The organism is Tardiphaga sp. vice304 (assembly GCF_007018905.1).
GTDB lineage: Bacteria > Pseudomonadota > Alphaproteobacteria > Rhizobiales > Xanthobacteraceae > Tardiphaga.
This window is the reverse complement of sequence record NZ_CP041402.1, coordinates 390969-405058: the sequence shown is the minus strand read 5'-3', so window position 1 is coordinate 405058 and position 14090 is coordinate 390969. Positions and strand designations below refer to the sequence as shown.

The following is a 14090-nucleotide window of genomic DNA, read 5'->3' as shown; positions in this document are numbered from 1 at the left end:
GGCAGTCTGTTCCGGGGCTTAAGGCCGGGGACTAGGCCATAGAAGACCGTGCGGGGTCAATGCTTTGGGGCTACGGTAGCCCGGATGCCAATCCGGGGCCGGCCCATCCCGGCGCGCCGTTCCCGGATTTCGCTGCGCTTCATCCGGGCTACAGATCGTCACACCGCCAGCGACACCGTCGATGTGTCGATTGCGCGGACGAAGCCATGCTGGACTACCGTATTGCGGCCACGGCGCTTGGCGGCGTAGAGCGCGGCATCGGCGGCCTCGATCAGGTCCACCGGACTATCGCACTCGGTCGGGGTCGCCGACGCCACGCCGATGCTGACGGTGACCTGCTGAAACGCGCTGGTGACATGCGGGACCGAGAGGTTCCAGATCGCGGTACGAACCATTTCGCCGACCTGGATGGCGCGGCCCATATCGCCGTCGGGCAGTAGCAGGCAGAACTCCTCGCCCCCATAGCGGCCGGCGAAGCCCGTCACCTCGCTCGCCAGCGCGGCCAGCGCCTCGCCGAGCTGCGTCAGGCAGGCGTCGCCTTCGGGATGGCCATAGGTGTCGTTGAACAGTTTGAAGTGATCGACGTCGATCATCAGGAGGGCCAGGCCGTGGCCCGACTGCTGACCTTTGAGCCATTCCAGGTCCAGCCGGTCCTGGAAACCGCGGCGGTTGGCGAGGCCGGACAGCATGTCGATCGAGGCCAGCACGGTCAGCTGTTCGTTGCTGGCGCGCAGCTCGCGCTCGCGGCCGCGCAATTTGGCCGCCATGCCATACAAAGCGCGCGCCAGCGGCGCGAACTCCGCGGGCAGCTGATCGCGCGGTACCCGCGACGACCAGTCGCCGCGGCCGAAACACTGCGCCGTCACTTCCAGCATCTCGATCGGTTTCATGATCAGCCGCTCGGCCACCACGAGCGCGCCGAGCAGCACGAACAGGCACACCAGTCCGAGCTGCAGATAGGCGGTGCGGATTTCATGGTCGGCCGTTGCCGAGATTTGCGCTTCGTCGATGCTGACGATCAGTTGCGCGCCAGTACCGGCGAGGGCCGCAAAGGACACCGAGCGCGGCGTTCCGTCGTCGGCCGTAAACGACAGCGAGCCGGATTTTTGAGGCGAATTCGCCATCTGCGCGGCAATCCGCGGCAGCAGCGACGGGTCCGCCATCGGCTTGCCGATCCGGCTGGCCTGAGCGGCCGGCGCGGCCAGCACCATGCCGGTCCGGTCCACCAGCACCGCGGTGATGCCGGGCCGGCCCCCGAGGTTGTCGATGATCTTCGACATCCAGTCGAGATTGACCGCCGCCAAAATCACGGCGTCATCATCGCTGGTGATGCCCGGCGCCAGATAGGCGGCCATCACAGTCGGCTGATGGGTCATGCGGCTGAAAAGGTAATCGCTGACCACGAATTCGCCGGTGGCGAGCGCTTCCTGGAAATAGGAGCGGTCGCTGAAGTTCAGGCCTTGCTCGACCGCTTCGGACCAGGTCGAGCACCGAGCCGTGCCGTCCTTGCCTGCCACTGTCAGGCTGCGAATCCAGGGCATGTCGCCGCGCAGGCTGGCGCGCATGATGGCGCAGCTACGATTGACCTGGGCTGCCGACGTATAGATGTAGGCGGATGACTTCAGCACCGCCTCGACGGAGGCAACCACCTCGCTCTGCGCATTGGCGCTATGCCGGGCGATGCTCGAAAATTCCTTTTCGGCAGCAGAAATCTGCCGGGACCTCGTCTCGTCCAGAGACCGGATCCGCTCCACCATCAGCGGACCCACGACGATCAACGCCAGCAGCACGAGCCGCGCGCGAATCCCGAAGAGTTCCCTGATTTTCGCTTTGTTGCGGTTGAACCCGATGCGTGACATCTTCGACCCCTAGCCCCGACGGTAAAACTAGCTCCAATGGGTCAAAAAGCCTTTCCCGGATTAGCTAAAATTCGACCGATCTCACCGAAAGTTCTCGCCTTGGTTGAAAATAATGCAGTGCAAAACGCGGGTGACTTAACGCGTTCTTTACCAACCGACGGACTCTCCGCCGTGGAGTACGACGTATTCCGCGCCTGCAATGAAGCACGCCGGGACAGGTCTTCCGTGACACTTATCGCGGTTTCCAAGACCTTCGAGGCCGATGCCATCCGTCCGGTGATCGAAGCGGGACAGCGCGTGTTCGGCGAAAATCGCGTCCAGGAGGCTAAGTCCAAGTGGCCGGCGCTGCAGGCGGCTCAACCCGGAATTGCGCTGCATCTGATCGGGCCCTTGCAGTCCAACAAGGCGAAGGAAGCCGTCGCTCTGTTCGATGCGATCCACTCGGTGGACCGGGCGAGCCTGTGCGAGGCGCTGGCGAAGGAGATCGCGGCGCAGCAGCGGACGCCGGAACTGTTCGTGCAATTGAACACCGGCGAGGAGCCGCAGAAGGCCGGCATCGCCCCCAGCGACGCGGACGCGTTTCTGGCCCGCTGCCGCGACGGTTATGGCCTGACCATTGCCGGCCTGATGTGTATTCCGCCGGTCGATGACGCTCCGGCGCCGCACTTCGCGCTGACCGCCAGGATTGCCGCCCGCAACGGCCTCAAAGGGCTGTCGATGGGCATGAGCGCCGATTTCGCGATCGCAATCCAGTTCGGCGCGACGCATGTGCGGGTGGGGTCGGCGATTTTCGGGAAACGGTAAGGCAGTCAAACCTTACCTGCAATCTCAAGTCACCCTATTAAGATTCTAGTCCGCGGCCCGATCCGTGCCAATAGTTGCAATATGGCCGACCGCTTCATGGAGATACAACCGGCCGTCGGGCCGTATCCTGGTCGCGCCAGGTGCAGGAACACGGCGCTGCCACGCCCGGCGATGCGCGGTCGGGTGTTCTGGTCGATTTCGATGATGAAATCATAAAGATGGTCGTCGCGGCGTAGCCGGTCGGCGGCGGAATGATCCGCCAGCCGGACCGGGCGGTTATAATGCCGGTCGGCGGGGTCTTCGCACCAGCCGTCCGCCGGCGTGATGGCGCGGACCTTCAGGCGCGTTCGCGGCCGGCTGTGCCGGTCGGCGCGCCACCACAGCCGCAGCGGATGAAATATGCCGCGCGGGGTGGCACCGTCGCCCTCGCGTTTGTTCGCCTTGATTCCGCCGCGCCCTAACGCCACCGGTATCACCAGATGTTCCGCGATCAGCCAGCCGCGGCGCGGATTACCGGCAGCCGCGCGAATGCGGATCGCCGAAACCGGCCGGTCACGTAAGGTTGTTCGATAAGTGTCTGAAATGAAAAGGCTTCCCATCCGAATCGCCGAGTCCGTATTGCTCTATTCACCGCAAATGTTCTATCTGCGCCGGCGCGGCGCGTTCCCTGACATTGCTTCGGGAATGCAGCCGGTTATGCGCTAGGATATCCGGCGATTTCAAACTTCGTCATGATTTCTGACTGACGGTCAGCTTGTCGGACGCTTCCACCGCTCAGCCGCCCAAAGGATTGTCGCAATGCCCAATGCCCGCAAGATCTTGATCGTGGATGACGATACTGATTTGCGCGAGGCGCTGGTCGAGCAATTGTCGCTGCATGAAGAGTTCGAGGCCTCCGCCGTCGATACCGGCGCCAAGGGCGCTTCGGCCGCCAAGGCCAATTCGCCGGACCTGGTGTTGATGGATGTCGGCCTGCCCGATACCGATGGCCGCGAAGTGGTGCGCAGCTTGCGCAAGGCCGGCTTCAAGGCGCCGATCATCATGCTGACCGGGCACGACACCGATTCCGACACCATTTTAGGTCTCGAATCCGGCGCCAATGACTATATCGCCAAGCCGTTCCGCTTTGCGGTGTTGCTGGCGAGGATCCGCGCCCAGTTGCGCCAGCACGAGGCCAGCGAGGACGCGGTGTTCACCGTCGGCCCCTACAGCTTCCGCCCCGGCTCCAAGATGCTGACCGGTGCCAACGCCAAGAAGGTGCGGCTGACCGAGAAGGAGACCGCGATCCTGCGCTTCCTGTACCGCGCCGGGCAATTGCCGGTCTCGCGCGAGACGCTGCTGCAGGAGGTCTGGGGATACAATTCCGGCGTCACCACCCATACGCTGGAGACGCATATCTACCGGTTGCGCCAGAAGATCGAGAACGATGCCGCCAACCCGGAAATCCTGGTTACGGAAGCCGGTGGCTACAAGCTGGTGCCGTGATACGATTCCAGAAGCCGATTCGTCGCTGTGGTTGGCTTTGTTGATGCGTCCCGCTCTCACGGTCCTGCATGTCGATCGATGATGACCTTGCTCTGCTCGAGAGCGTCCCGACAATGCGCCTGTTGGGCGACACGGCGTTGCGCGTGCTCGCGATCGGCTCCGAGCAACTCGAATTCGCCCGCGGAGCGGTCCTGTTCCGCGCCGGGGACGATTCCGATTGCGGCTATATCGTCAAGCGCGGCTCGTTTCGCGTCACCCTCGATGACGGCACCAATTATGAGACGATCGCGGGCCCGGGCACGCTGATCGGCGAACTGGCTCTGCTGGTCGCCATGCCGCGGCCATCGAGCGCGGTGGCGCTGGAATTTTCCAGCGTCATCCGCGTTACCCGCGGCGTGTTCCAGCGCGTGCTCGAAAGCGACCCCGCCGCCGCGCGCCGCCTGCGCGACGACATGGCCGCCCGCGTCAGCCAGCTCGCGAGCGATGTGATGCTGGTGGGCTCGAAACTGAGTTTGTAACTCACGCCGCCTTCAGCCCGACATCCGGCAGCACCGGGCGGTTGTCCAGCGCCTTGGCCATCATCGCCTCGACCTCGGCCTTCTCGTGCGGCAATAGCGCCAGGCGGGGCGGGCGGGTCAGCGCGGTGCCGCGGCCGATGACCTGCTCGCACAGCTTGATGCACTGGACGAGATCCGGCCGCGCGTCGAGATGCAGCAGCGGCATGAACCATTCGTACAGCGGCATCAGCTCCTTGAAGCGGCCGGCGCGCGCCAAGCGAAACAGCGTCTCGCCCTCGCGCGGAAACGCATTCGACATGCCGGACACCCAGCCCACCGCGCCCATCGCCACCGACTCGACGATGACGTCGTCGAGGCCGGCGAACAGGACGAAGCGATCGCCGACCATGTTGCGGGTGTCGATGAAGCGCCGGGTATCGCCGGACGAATCCTTGAAGCACACCACGGTGTCGACATCGGCCAGTGTGGCGAGGATGTCGGGCGTGACGTCGTTCTTGTAGATCGGCGGATTGTTGTAGAGCATCACCGGCAGGTCGGTGGCGCTCGCCACCGCGCGAAAATGCGCGGCGGTCTCGAACGGCTTCGACGAATACACCAGCGCCGGCATCACCATGATGCCGTCGATGCCCACTTTGGCGGCTTCCTTCGCGGTCTCGACGGCGAAGGCGGTGGTGAACTCCGCGATGCCCGACAAGACCGGCACGCGGCCGCGCGAAACCGCTTTCGCCGTCTCCATGATGGCGATCTTCTCCTTACGCTCCAGCGAAGTGTTTTCACCGACCGAGCCGCAGATGATCAGGCCGGAGACGCCGTCGCGGATCAGGCCCTCCATCACCTTGGCGGTGGAGTCGAGATCAAGCGACAGGTCGTCGTGGAATTGCGTGGTGACGGCGGGGAAGACGCCTTCCCAGGAAATGCGCGGGCTCATTGAGGACTCCAAAGAAAATCGCGGGCGGAGCCTGCGCTCCGCCGGGTGAGACGGGACAGGCGGTGATATCAGAGCGTGGCGCCGACCTTGCGCAGCTCGGCGAGCACCGGCGCTTTCGGCAGCCAGATCTTGTCGAACTCGGCAATGACGGCTTCGGTATCGGCGGTGGCGACCTGGCGGATCGGGATCGGCGCGTTCTTGAAGTTCTCGATCAGCTTCGGCTCGTTGCCGGCCAGCTCGTCGATCTGCGCATCGAGATTCTGCTTCACGAGCTTGGTGATCAGCTCTTTGTCGGCGGCGGGCAGCGCCTGCCATACGCGGCCCGAAACCACCGCGGCCATCGGCATGAAGACGGCGTTCATCTGCAGGATCACTTTCGATACCTTGTCGAAGCGCTGGTTCCAGGAGAACTCCAGATCGGCCTCGAGCCCGTCGACCTGGCCGTTGGCCATTGCGTCGAATACGACGGGCGTCGGGATCGGCGTCGGCGCAGCACCCAGAGACGAATAGAAGTCGCGATACACCGGCGTGGGGTTGATGCGCAGCTTCATACCCTTGATGTCGGCGAGGCTGTTGAGATCCTTCGACGAGAAGATCGCGCGCATGCCGGTGATGCCCCAGCCGAGCCCGATCGTGCCGGTCTCCTGCGGCAGCACGTCGAACAGTTTGATCGCCGCGGGATGGCGTACGAATTTGGCGACGGCCGGCGTCGAGCGCACAATATAGGGCGCGTTGATCGCCGCGATATGCGGCACGCGCGAGCCGAGTTCGGCGGCCTGGATGAATCCCATGTCGAGCGCGCCGGTCTGGAGCTGCTGCATCATCGCGGATTCATTGCCGAGCTGGCCGGAGTGAAACACCGTCATGGTGAGCCGGCCGTTGCTGGCGGCCTTGAGGTCCTCGCCGAGCTTCATGGCCGCCTTGTTCCAGGAATGGCCGTTCGGCGTGATCAGGCCGAGACGAAACTCCTTGGCCTGTGCAAGCACCAGCGATGGCGCGAACAGCGGCACGGCGGCGGATGCAGCGAGGAAGTGGCGACGGGACATACGCATGGCAGGGCTCCGTGTTGGATCAGTTGATGAGGACGAGCGACAGGATCGGGTACAGCGACAGCAGCACGAGCAGGATGCAGGAGATGAAGAAGAACGGCAGCGTGACGATGAACATCTTGCCGGGCTTGGCGCCGGTGACGGCGGCGGCGACGAAGAAGCACAGCCCGACGGGCGGCGACAGCAGGCCGAGCACGAGATTGATCACCACCACGACGCCGAAGTGGCGGGGATCGATGTGATAGATCTCGGTCGCGACCGGCAACAGGATCGGCACGGTCATGATCAGGCCGGGAATGCCGTCGATCACGGTGCCGATGATTAGCAGGATGACGTTGCAGATCAGCATAAAGCTGATGGGATCGTGCGCGACGGTCTGGATCCAGGCCGCGGTCTCCTGCGGCACCTTGCCGAAGATCAGCACCCAGGAGAACACGGCGGCCGCCGCGACCAGAAACAGCACGATCGCCGAATAGATGCCGGACCGCAGCATCATCTGCGGCAGATGCGACCACTGGAACTCTTTCGTCCAGTACCGGCCGATTAACGCCGCTGCGACAGCGCCGACCGCGGCGGACTCGGTGGCATTGGCGAGGCCGCCGAGGATCGAGCCGACGATGACGATCGGGATCAGCAGCGTCGGACAGGTGACCAGAATGGTTCGGATACGCTGCCGCGGCGTCTGATAGTCGGCGCGCGGATAGTTGTAGACATAGCCCATCAGCGCGATGACGACGCAGAACATCACGGTGAGGATGACGCCCGGCACGATGCCGGCGATCAGCATGTCGCTGACCGAAACCTGCGCCAGCACGCTGTAGACCACGAACATCACCGAAGGCGGGATGATCGGGCCGAGCATACCGCCATAGGCGGTGAGGCCGGCGGCGAAGGTCTTGTCGTAGCCCTTCTTCTCCATCTCCGGGACCATGATCTGCGCCATGATCGCGACCTGCGCGGTCGCAGATCCCAGGATCGAGGAGATGAACATGTTGGCGAGGATATTGACGTAGGCCAGACCGCCCTTCAGCGAGCCGACGAAGGCCATCGCCATGTCGACGATACGCCGCGTGATGCCGCCGCCGTTCATGATCTCGCCGATCAGGATGAACAGCGGAATGGCGATCAGGCCGTAGCTGTCGACGCCGCCGAACAGTTGCAGCGGGTAGGACTGGAACAGCACCGGATTGCCCGACGCCATGATGTAGACGAAGCCGGACAGGCACAGGCAGAGCCCGATCGGCACGCCGACCAGCATGAAGACCATAAAGGCAGCCGAGGTGAGCATCAGTTCACCCCGTCGAGTTCGGAAAGCTCGAAGCCCTTCGGCGGCGTTCGCGGCACCCATTCGAGATCCTCGAGCAGGTTGGCGATGCCGTGGATGGTGATCGACACGGCGAAGATCGGGAGCGTCAGGTAAACCGCCCAGGTCGGCCAGTTCAGCGTCTGGGTGCGTTCGGTGTAGAGGAAGTTGAAGGTGGCGCCGGCGAACTTGCGGGCGTCGAAGCCCGCGCTGGCGATGCCGATCGGGTCCATCCACAGCACGCAGGTGATGATCAGCCCCGTGCCGAACGCCACCACCAAGCCTGTCGAGATCACCTTGGCGATCTTCCGGTTCCGCGCCGACAGGTTCTCGGTCAGCATCGTCACCGCGAAATCGAGCCGCAGCCGAGTCATCACGGATGCGCCGATGAAGGTCAGCCAGACCACCGAATACACCGCCGATTCGTCGATCCAGTACAGCGGGAAGCGAGTGTAGCGGGTGACGACGTTGATCAGGATCAGCGCGGTCAGCAGCCACATCAGGCCCATCAGAGCGTACCGCTCGATCGTCAACAGCCCACTCGACGCCTTGATGATGGCTCGCCACAGCGGGGAACTCGGGGCGGGTGAAATCGTCTGATCGACCATGAGCGCCCCGAAATGCAACAAATGTGATGCTTTCCCGGATCGTATAATTTATACAATCCGGGTGTCAAACCAGAATATGCACAAATCTGCACCTTTTCCAATTTTGCGCGTTGGGTGAGCATTGGCGGCGAGAGGCATCAACAAGTCGCTGCGGCCAAGCCGCGAACGGAAGTCATGATGAGCGCCCTGAAGCATCGGACCCTCTCGGCCGCGATCGTCGACCAGCTTCGGCAATCGATCCTCGACGGCACCCACAAGGCCGGCGCGCAACTGCGCCAGGATGCTTTGGGCGAAGCCTATGGCGTCAGCCGGATCCCGGTGCGCGAGGCGCTGTTTCAATTGGAAGCGGAGGGGCTGGTCCGCATCGTGCCACAGAAGGGCGCCATCGTCGCCGAACTGTCGCTCGGCGAAATCGAGATCAACGACGTGTTCGACCTGCGCTGCCTGCTGGAGCCGCGCATGCTCGCGCAATCGGCGCCGCGCTTCGAGGCGGAGGATTTCACCCGGCTCGACGATATTCAGGCGGGGTTCGAACGCGCGATCGCGGTACGCAACGTCAGCGACTGGGGCCAGTTGAACGCCGACTTCCACATGGCGCTATACGTCCGCGCCGAGCAGCCGCGCACCCAGTCGATCGTCGCCTCGCTGCTGCAGACCAGCGACCGCTACACCCGCGTGCAGCTCTCGACCACGGCGTCGATGGGCACCGCCGAGACGGAGCATGCCGAGCTGATCGAACTGTGCCGGGCCGGCAAGGTCACGGACGCCTGCCGCTTGTTGGAACGCCATATCGAAGCGGTGCGTCGGGATTTGCTGCGCGTGGTGGGGCGAAAAGGCGCGGCGTCGACCTAGGCTGTCATTCCGGGGCGCAAGTAGCTTCCTCCTAGGGAACCGGGAATCTCGAAGTGTGTCGCATGTCGAGTTTCCCAGTTCGCGGTCGGCTGGCGCCGTCCGCGCTCCGGAACGACAGCTACCTACAGCTCCAGCACCGTCGTTACCGGCACGTGGTCGGACGGTCGTTCCCAGCTACGCGCCTCGCGCGTGACCGCGAATTCGCGGATCATGTCGCGCATCGCCGACGACACCCAGATGTGGTCGAGACGGCGGCCGCGATTGGCGGCAGTCCAGTCGGCGGCGCGATAGCTCCACCAGGTGTAGATCTTTTCCGACAGCGGGATCTGCGCCCGGGCGACGTCGATCCAGTTGCCCTCGGCCTGCACCGCCAGCAACTTTTCGCACTCGATCGGCGTGTGCGACACGACCTTGACCAGCTGCTTGTGCGACCAGACGTCGTTCTCATGCGGCGCGACGTTGAGGTCGCCGACCAGGATGTGGCGCGCCTCGCCGCGTGGATGCAGTCCTTCGCAGGCCTTCATTTCGTCGAGGAACATCAGCTTGTGGGCGAATTTCGGATTGGCGACCGGATCGGCAATGTCGCCACCGGCCGGCACATAGAAATTATGCACCACCAGCGGCACCGTCATGCCGGCCTTCTCGCCGAACGACACCGAGATGTGACGCGAATCGACGTTGTTGCAGAATACCCGGACGTCGCTGGACTCGAACGGCAGTTTCGAGATGATGGCGACGCCGTGATAGCCCTTCTGGCCGTGGATCGCGATGTGCTCATAGCCGAGCTGCCTCAGCCGCTTCAGCGGAAACGCGTCGTCCGGCGTCTTGGTCTCCTGCAGGCACAGCACGTCGGGCTGCATCTCCTCAAGGAATTTCGCCACGAGCTCGATGCGCAACCGCACCGAATTGATGTTCCAGGTCGTCAGCTTGAATTGCATGGGGGACCGCAGGTTCTTCCCCTCTCCCCTTGTGGGAGAGGGTGGATCGACCGCTCTTGCGAAGCTTGCTTCGCACGGGCGGTCGAGACGGGTGAGGGGTAGCCGCACGCCCGGAGGCCGATGAACCCCCCTCATCCCACGCCGACTTCGTCGACGCCACCTTCTCCCACAAGGGGAGAAGAGAAGGAAGAGCTACAGTAACTTCAGAGCGCTAGTTGTTGCCGCCGGGATATTTGGTGAAATCGATCTTGAACAGCGACGGATCGGGCTTCTTCGACGTGTCGAGATTGTAGATCGCCACGGTGGTGTCATAGCCCTGCGGGTCGGTGACGGTCCATTGCTTGAGCTGGCCGTCCTTGGTGCCGATCATCAGCATCAGCCGCGAGGTGCCGACCAGCGCATTCTTCTCCTCGATCGTCACCGAGGTATAGAGCTCGTCGCCGGTGATCGCGACCACGTTGGTGTCGCGCAGCAGGTCGATGCGGTCGGACAGCAGGTAACGCAGCGGGGTCTGCGACAGCGGGTAGATGTCCTGGGTCGCCAGCCTGGTGTCGCGCACCGCGAGCGACGAGCCGTCGGCGACCATCGCGATGGTGGTCGGCGCGTCATATTCGAACCGCACCTTGCCGGGCTTCTGGATGTAGAAATCGCCCTTGGTGCGGCTGCCGTCCGGGCCGACCTGGACGAAATTACCGGTGAGCGTGCTCAGCGACGACAGATAGGCGCTGACCCGGCCAGCCTGGGCTTTCTGGGTGGCGTCGAAGCTGGAAAAGAAATTGGCCGGCACGTTGCGGCGCGGGTCGGGGATCACCGGATTGGGTGGCGCCGAGTTACTGGCGGCGGCGAGCGTCATCGACGGCCGGGGCGCAGCCGGCGGCTCGGCCGCCGACACCTGGAAGCTGCCGCGGACTTTCGGCGCCGGGCGGGGCAGGGGAATCGTCTCGCCAAAGGCGGCCGGCACCAGCAGGCCGGTCACGAAGGCCGCGACGAGCCCGGCGGTGCCGATGCGAATGCTCGGCCGGTTGGCGGCGTGATGGGTCGCGGGTCTCATCGAGGCGTCGTCCTGTTCGGCTTCCGGGGCCCAATTTACCGCGATTTGCTGCAAAAAGGGGAGCAGTATTACGGCCGGATCGATGGCGGATGCCGCCGTCGTCCCGGTCTGCGCTAACCCGGCGCTGTGGCGATTTCGCGTCACCGTCGCCCGAATCTGATCGCGAGGGCGGCGCGTCAAAAGCCGCTCTCTTCTTCTTCGATCAGGATCTCACGCTTGCCGGAATGATTCGGCTGGCCGACGATGCCCTCGTTCTCCATCCGCTCCATCAAGGACGCCGCCTTGTTATAGCCGATCTGCAGCCGGCGCTGGATGTAGCTGGTCGAGGCCTTACGATCGCGCTTCACGATCGCCACGGCTTGCGAGAACAGGTCGCCCGCGCCGCCGCCATCGGCGCCCATGCTGGTACCATCGAATACCGCGCCGCCGTCCTCGCCCTCGGCCGGCTCCTCGGCGGTGACCGCCTCGAGATATTCCGGCTGGCCCTGGCTCTTGAGGTGGCGGACCACCTTCTCGACTTCCTCGTCGGACACGAACGGGCCGTGCACGCGCGAGATCCGGCCGCCGCCTGCCATGTACAGCATGTCGCCGCGGCCGAGCAGCTGCTCGGCGCCCATCTCGCCGAGAATGGTTCGGCTGTCGATCTTCGACGTCACCTGGAAGGAGATGCGGGTCGGGAAGTTCGCCTTGATGGTGCCGGTGATGACATCGACCGACGGCCGCTGCGTCGCCAGGATGACGTGCAGGCCGGCGGCGCGGGCCATCTGCGCGAGACGCTGCACGGCGCCTTCGATGTCCTTGCCGGCGACCATCATCAGGTCGGCCATTTCGTCGACGATGATGACGATATAGGGCAGCGGCTCTAGGTCGAGCTTCTCTTCCTCGTAGATCGCCTTGCCGGTCTCCTTGTCGAAGCCGGTATGCACGGTGCGGGTGAGTTCCTCACCCTTGCCCTTGGCTTCGAGCAGGCGTGCATTGTAGCCGTCGATGTTGCGGACGCCGAGCTTGGCCATGCGCTTGTAGCGCTCTTCCATCTCGCGCACCGCCCACTTCAGGGCAACCACGGCCTTCTTCGGATCGGTCACCACCGGTGTCAGCAGATGCGGGATACCGTCATAGACGGACAGCTCAAGCATCTTCGGATCGACCATGATCAGCCGGCATTGGTCCGGCCGCAGCCGGTACACCAGGCTCAGGATCATGGTGTTGATGGCGACCGACTTGCCGGAGCCGGTGGTGCCGGCGATCAGCATGTGCGGCGTGCGAGCTAGATCGATGATGATCGAATCGCCGCCGATGTTCTTGCCGAGGCACAGCGGCAGCTTGATGCTGCCGTCATTGGTGTCCTTCACCGTCAGCAGTTCGCGCAGATAAACGTTCTCGCGATGTGCGTTCGGCAGTTCGATGCCGATCGCGTTGCGGCCGGGCACCACGGCAACGCGCGCCGACAGCGCGCTCATCGAGCGCGCGATGTCGTCGGCGAGGCCGATCACGCGCGACGATTTGATACCAGGCGCCGGTTCCAGTTCGTACAATGTGACGACCGGGCCGGGGTGCGCCTTGACGATTTCGCCGCGGATACCGAAGTCGCTGAGCACGCCTTCCAGGGCGCGCGAATTGGCTTCCAGCTCGGCCTTGCTGAGCGGCTGGCGATCGGCAGCCTTCGGCGCCGTCAGCACCGACACCGATGGCAGTTCGAAGGTGCCGGACTTGTTTTTTCGCGATGGCTCCTTCGCCGGCTTGCCGCGTGGCTTGCTCGCGACGGGAGCCGCCTCTTCCTCTTCTTCGTCCTCGTCGTCGAACTCTTCCTCGACGTCGTGATGATCTTCCGCTTCCTCGTCATCGCGGCTTTGCGGCGCAATCGACGGGCTGGAGCGGCGGGCGCCGAGCGTCGGCTCATGGCGCTCGAAAGAGCTCGCGCGGGCATCCGGCGCGGAGGTGACGAATTTCGAATACAGGATCGACAGCAGCCGTCCGATCCGCGCCTTGGCGCTCATCGCGCCATGCACCAGCCAGCCCAGCGACACCGAACCGCGGTCGTTGTCTTCTTCCTCGAACGGTGCGTCGTCTTCCTCGATCGGATCGAACGCTTGCTTTGGCTTCGAGCCGAGGCCGCAGGCGATCAGGAAGGCAGCGACCATGGCACTGCCGAGGATCAAACCGAGCACGAAGCGATAGATGAAGCCGACCGGGCCGAAAACCACCGTCGGCGCGCGAAACAGCGCATCGCCGACCACACCGCCGACGCCGGTCGGCAACGGCCAGGAGCCGCCATGCTGCCAGCAGCTGGCGAAGCCCGCCGCGATCACCGTGCACAGGATCCAGCAGGCGATGCGCAGCGCCTCGCGGTCGAAATGCCGGTGCGTCATCATCCGCCAGCCCCACACTGCGACCGGCAGGATCAGCATGATCGAGCCGAGCCCAATAATTTGCATCAGGAGGTCTGCGCCGATCGCCCCGGGATAGCCGGCGATGTTGCGGATCGCCCGCGAGGTGGCGTGGCTGAGGCTCGGATCCTGCACCGACCACGTCATCAGCGCGGCGGCGGCGACGCCGGCGACGCCGATCAGCGCAAAGCCCGCGAGCTCGCGCAGCCGTCGCGCCAGCATCTCGCGAATCGACGCGGGCAGATGGCCGACCAGGGGAATCACGCGTTCGATCGTGGTGCTCATATCGTGGTGCTCAAGGCCCTTGC

The 14090-nt window shown here is 64.2% G+C and carries 13 protein-coding genes; 4 read left to right on the top strand and 9 right to left on the bottom strand.

From position 1 onward, the window contains the following. Positions 1-158: 158 nt before the first annotated feature. A complete protein-coding gene (locus FNL56_RS01835) occupies positions 159-1859 on the bottom strand; it encodes a sensor domain-containing diguanylate cyclase (RefSeq protein WP_143571321.1) in 1701 nt (566 codons plus the stop codon). A gap of 99 nt (positions 1860-1958) precedes the next feature. Here FNL56_RS01835 and FNL56_RS01830 point away from each other — a divergent pair, with 99 nt between their 5' ends. Further along, positions 1959-2663 carry a YggS family pyridoxal phosphate-dependent enzyme gene (locus FNL56_RS01830; RefSeq protein WP_441351323.1) on the top strand — a complete coding sequence of 235 codons (705 nt, stop codon included), beginning with the start codon at positions 1959-1961 and terminating at the stop codon, positions 2661-2663. Positions 2664-2692: 29 nt separating this feature from the next. Here the strand turns inward: FNL56_RS01830 and FNL56_RS01825 are convergent, their stop codons facing one another. Further along, positions 2693-3262, bottom strand: coding sequence for a L,D-transpeptidase family protein (locus tag FNL56_RS01825; RefSeq protein ID WP_143571319.1), 570 nt, complete (start codon positions 3260-3262; stop codon positions 2693-2695). Positions 3263-3461: 199 nt separating this feature from the next. Between FNL56_RS01825 and FNL56_RS01820 the strand changes: the two genes are divergently transcribed. Both FNL56_RS01820 and FNL56_RS01815 read left to right on the top strand, forming a co-directional pair. After that, on the top strand, positions 3462-4148 hold the full coding sequence (locus FNL56_RS01820) for a response regulator transcription factor (protein ID WP_143571318.1): 687 nt from the start codon (positions 3462-3464) through the stop codon (positions 4146-4148). 68 nt (positions 4149-4216) lie between these two features. Beyond that, the gene (locus FNL56_RS01815) at positions 4217-4666 is read left to right on the top strand and encodes a Crp/Fnr family transcriptional regulator (RefSeq protein ID WP_143571317.1); all 450 of its coding nucleotides are present in this window, start codon (positions 4217-4219) and stop codon (positions 4664-4666) included. Position 4667: 1 nt separating this feature from the next. On the opposite strand, the gene FNL56_RS01810 is transcribed toward FNL56_RS01815, so the two are convergent. From FNL56_RS01810 to FNL56_RS01795, 4 genes are all read right to left on the bottom strand, one after another. Then, positions 4668-5594, bottom strand: coding sequence for a dihydrodipicolinate synthase family protein (locus tag FNL56_RS01810; protein ID WP_143571316.1), 927 nt, complete (start codon positions 5592-5594; stop codon positions 4668-4670). A 68-nt stretch (positions 5595-5662) separates the two neighbouring features. Continuing rightward, the gene (locus FNL56_RS01805; RefSeq protein ID WP_143581737.1) at positions 5663-6646 is read right to left on the bottom strand and encodes a TRAP transporter substrate-binding protein; all 984 of its coding nucleotides are present in this window, start codon (positions 6644-6646) and stop codon (positions 5663-5665) included. Between the two features lie 19 nt (positions 6647-6665). Next, positions 6666-7931, bottom strand: coding sequence for a TRAP transporter large permease (locus tag FNL56_RS01800; protein ID WP_143571314.1), 1266 nt, complete (start codon positions 7929-7931; stop codon positions 6666-6668). After that, positions 7931-8554: a TRAP transporter small permease gene (locus tag FNL56_RS01795; protein WP_143571313.1), complete on the bottom strand. Its 624-nt coding sequence runs from the start codon at positions 8552-8554 to the stop codon at positions 7931-7933. Before FNL56_RS01795 ends, FNL56_RS01800 begins: the two co-directional genes overlap by 1 nt. Before the next feature lie 174 nt (positions 8555-8728). On the opposite strand from FNL56_RS01795, the gene FNL56_RS01790 reads away from it, so the two are divergent. Continuing rightward, positions 8729-9406 carry a GntR family transcriptional regulator gene (locus FNL56_RS01790; protein WP_143577424.1) on the top strand — a complete coding sequence of 226 codons (678 nt, stop codon included), beginning with the start codon at positions 8729-8731 and terminating at the stop codon, positions 9404-9406. Positions 9407-9528: 122 nt separating this feature from the next. Here FNL56_RS01790 and FNL56_RS01785 read toward each other — a convergent pair whose 3' ends face one another. The 3 genes from FNL56_RS01785 to FNL56_RS01775 all read right to left on the bottom strand — a co-directional run bounded on the left by FNL56_RS01785 (position 9529) and on the right by FNL56_RS01775 (position 14067). Continuing rightward, complete coding sequence (locus tag FNL56_RS01785; protein WP_143571311.1) at positions 9529-10344, bottom strand: exodeoxyribonuclease III; 816 nt, start codon at positions 10342-10344, stop codon at positions 9529-9531. A 211-nt stretch (positions 10345-10555) separates the two neighbouring features. After that, the gene (locus FNL56_RS01780) at positions 10556-11395 is read right to left on the bottom strand and encodes an outer membrane lipoprotein carrier protein LolA (protein ID WP_143577423.1); all 840 of its coding nucleotides are present in this window, start codon (positions 11393-11395) and stop codon (positions 10556-10558) included. A gap of 176 nt (positions 11396-11571) precedes the next feature. Then, on the bottom strand, positions 11572-14067 hold the full coding sequence (locus FNL56_RS01775; RefSeq protein ID WP_143581736.1) for a DNA translocase FtsK: 2496 nt from the start codon (positions 14065-14067) through the stop codon (positions 11572-11574). Positions 14068-14090 lie beyond the last annotated feature (23 nt).

What these genes read in the sequence shown, in the direction of transcription:
- FNL56_RS01835 (WP_143571321.1), bottom strand. Translation starts at nt 1,859, where the DNA reads ATGTCACGCATCGGGTTCAACCGCAACAAAGCGAAAATCAGGGAACTC.
- FNL56_RS01825 (WP_143571319.1), bottom strand. Translation starts at nt 3,262, where the DNA reads ATGGGAAGCCTTTTCATTTCAGACACTTATCGAACAACCTTACGTGAC.
- FNL56_RS01820 (WP_143571318.1), top strand. Translation starts at nt 3,462, where the DNA reads ATGCCCAATGCCCGCAAGATCTTGATCGTGGATGACGATACTGATTTG.
- FNL56_RS01815 (WP_143571317.1), top strand. Translation starts at nt 4,217, where the DNA reads ATGTCGATCGATGATGACCTTGCTCTGCTCGAGAGCGTCCCGACAATG.
- FNL56_RS01810 (WP_143571316.1), bottom strand. Translation starts at nt 5,594, where the DNA reads ATGAGCCCGCGCATTTCCTGGGAAGGCGTCTTCCCCGCCGTCACCACG.
- FNL56_RS01805 (WP_143581737.1), bottom strand. Translation starts at nt 6,646, where the DNA reads ATGCGTATGTCCCGTCGCCACTTCCTCGCTGCATCCGCCGCCGTGCCG.
- FNL56_RS01800 (WP_143571314.1), bottom strand. Translation starts at nt 7,931, where the DNA reads ATGCTCACCTCGGCTGCCTTTATGGTCTTCATGCTGGTCGGCGTGCCG.
- FNL56_RS01795 (WP_143571313.1), bottom strand. Translation starts at nt 8,554, where the DNA reads ATGGTCGATCAGACGATTTCACCCGCCCCGAGTTCCCCGCTGTGGCGA.
- FNL56_RS01790 (WP_143577424.1), top strand. Translation starts at nt 8,729, where the DNA reads ATGATGAGCGCCCTGAAGCATCGGACCCTCTCGGCCGCGATCGTCGAC.
- FNL56_RS01785 (WP_143571311.1), bottom strand. Translation starts at nt 10,344, where the DNA reads ATGCAATTCAAGCTGACGACCTGGAACATCAATTCGGTGCGGTTGCGC.
- FNL56_RS01780 (WP_143577423.1), bottom strand. Translation starts at nt 11,395, where the DNA reads ATGAGACCCGCGACCCATCACGCCGCCAACCGGCCGAGCATTCGCATC.
- FNL56_RS01775 (WP_143581736.1), bottom strand. Translation starts at nt 14,067, where the DNA reads ATGAGCACCACGATCGAACGCGTGATTCCCCTGGTCGGCCATCTGCCC.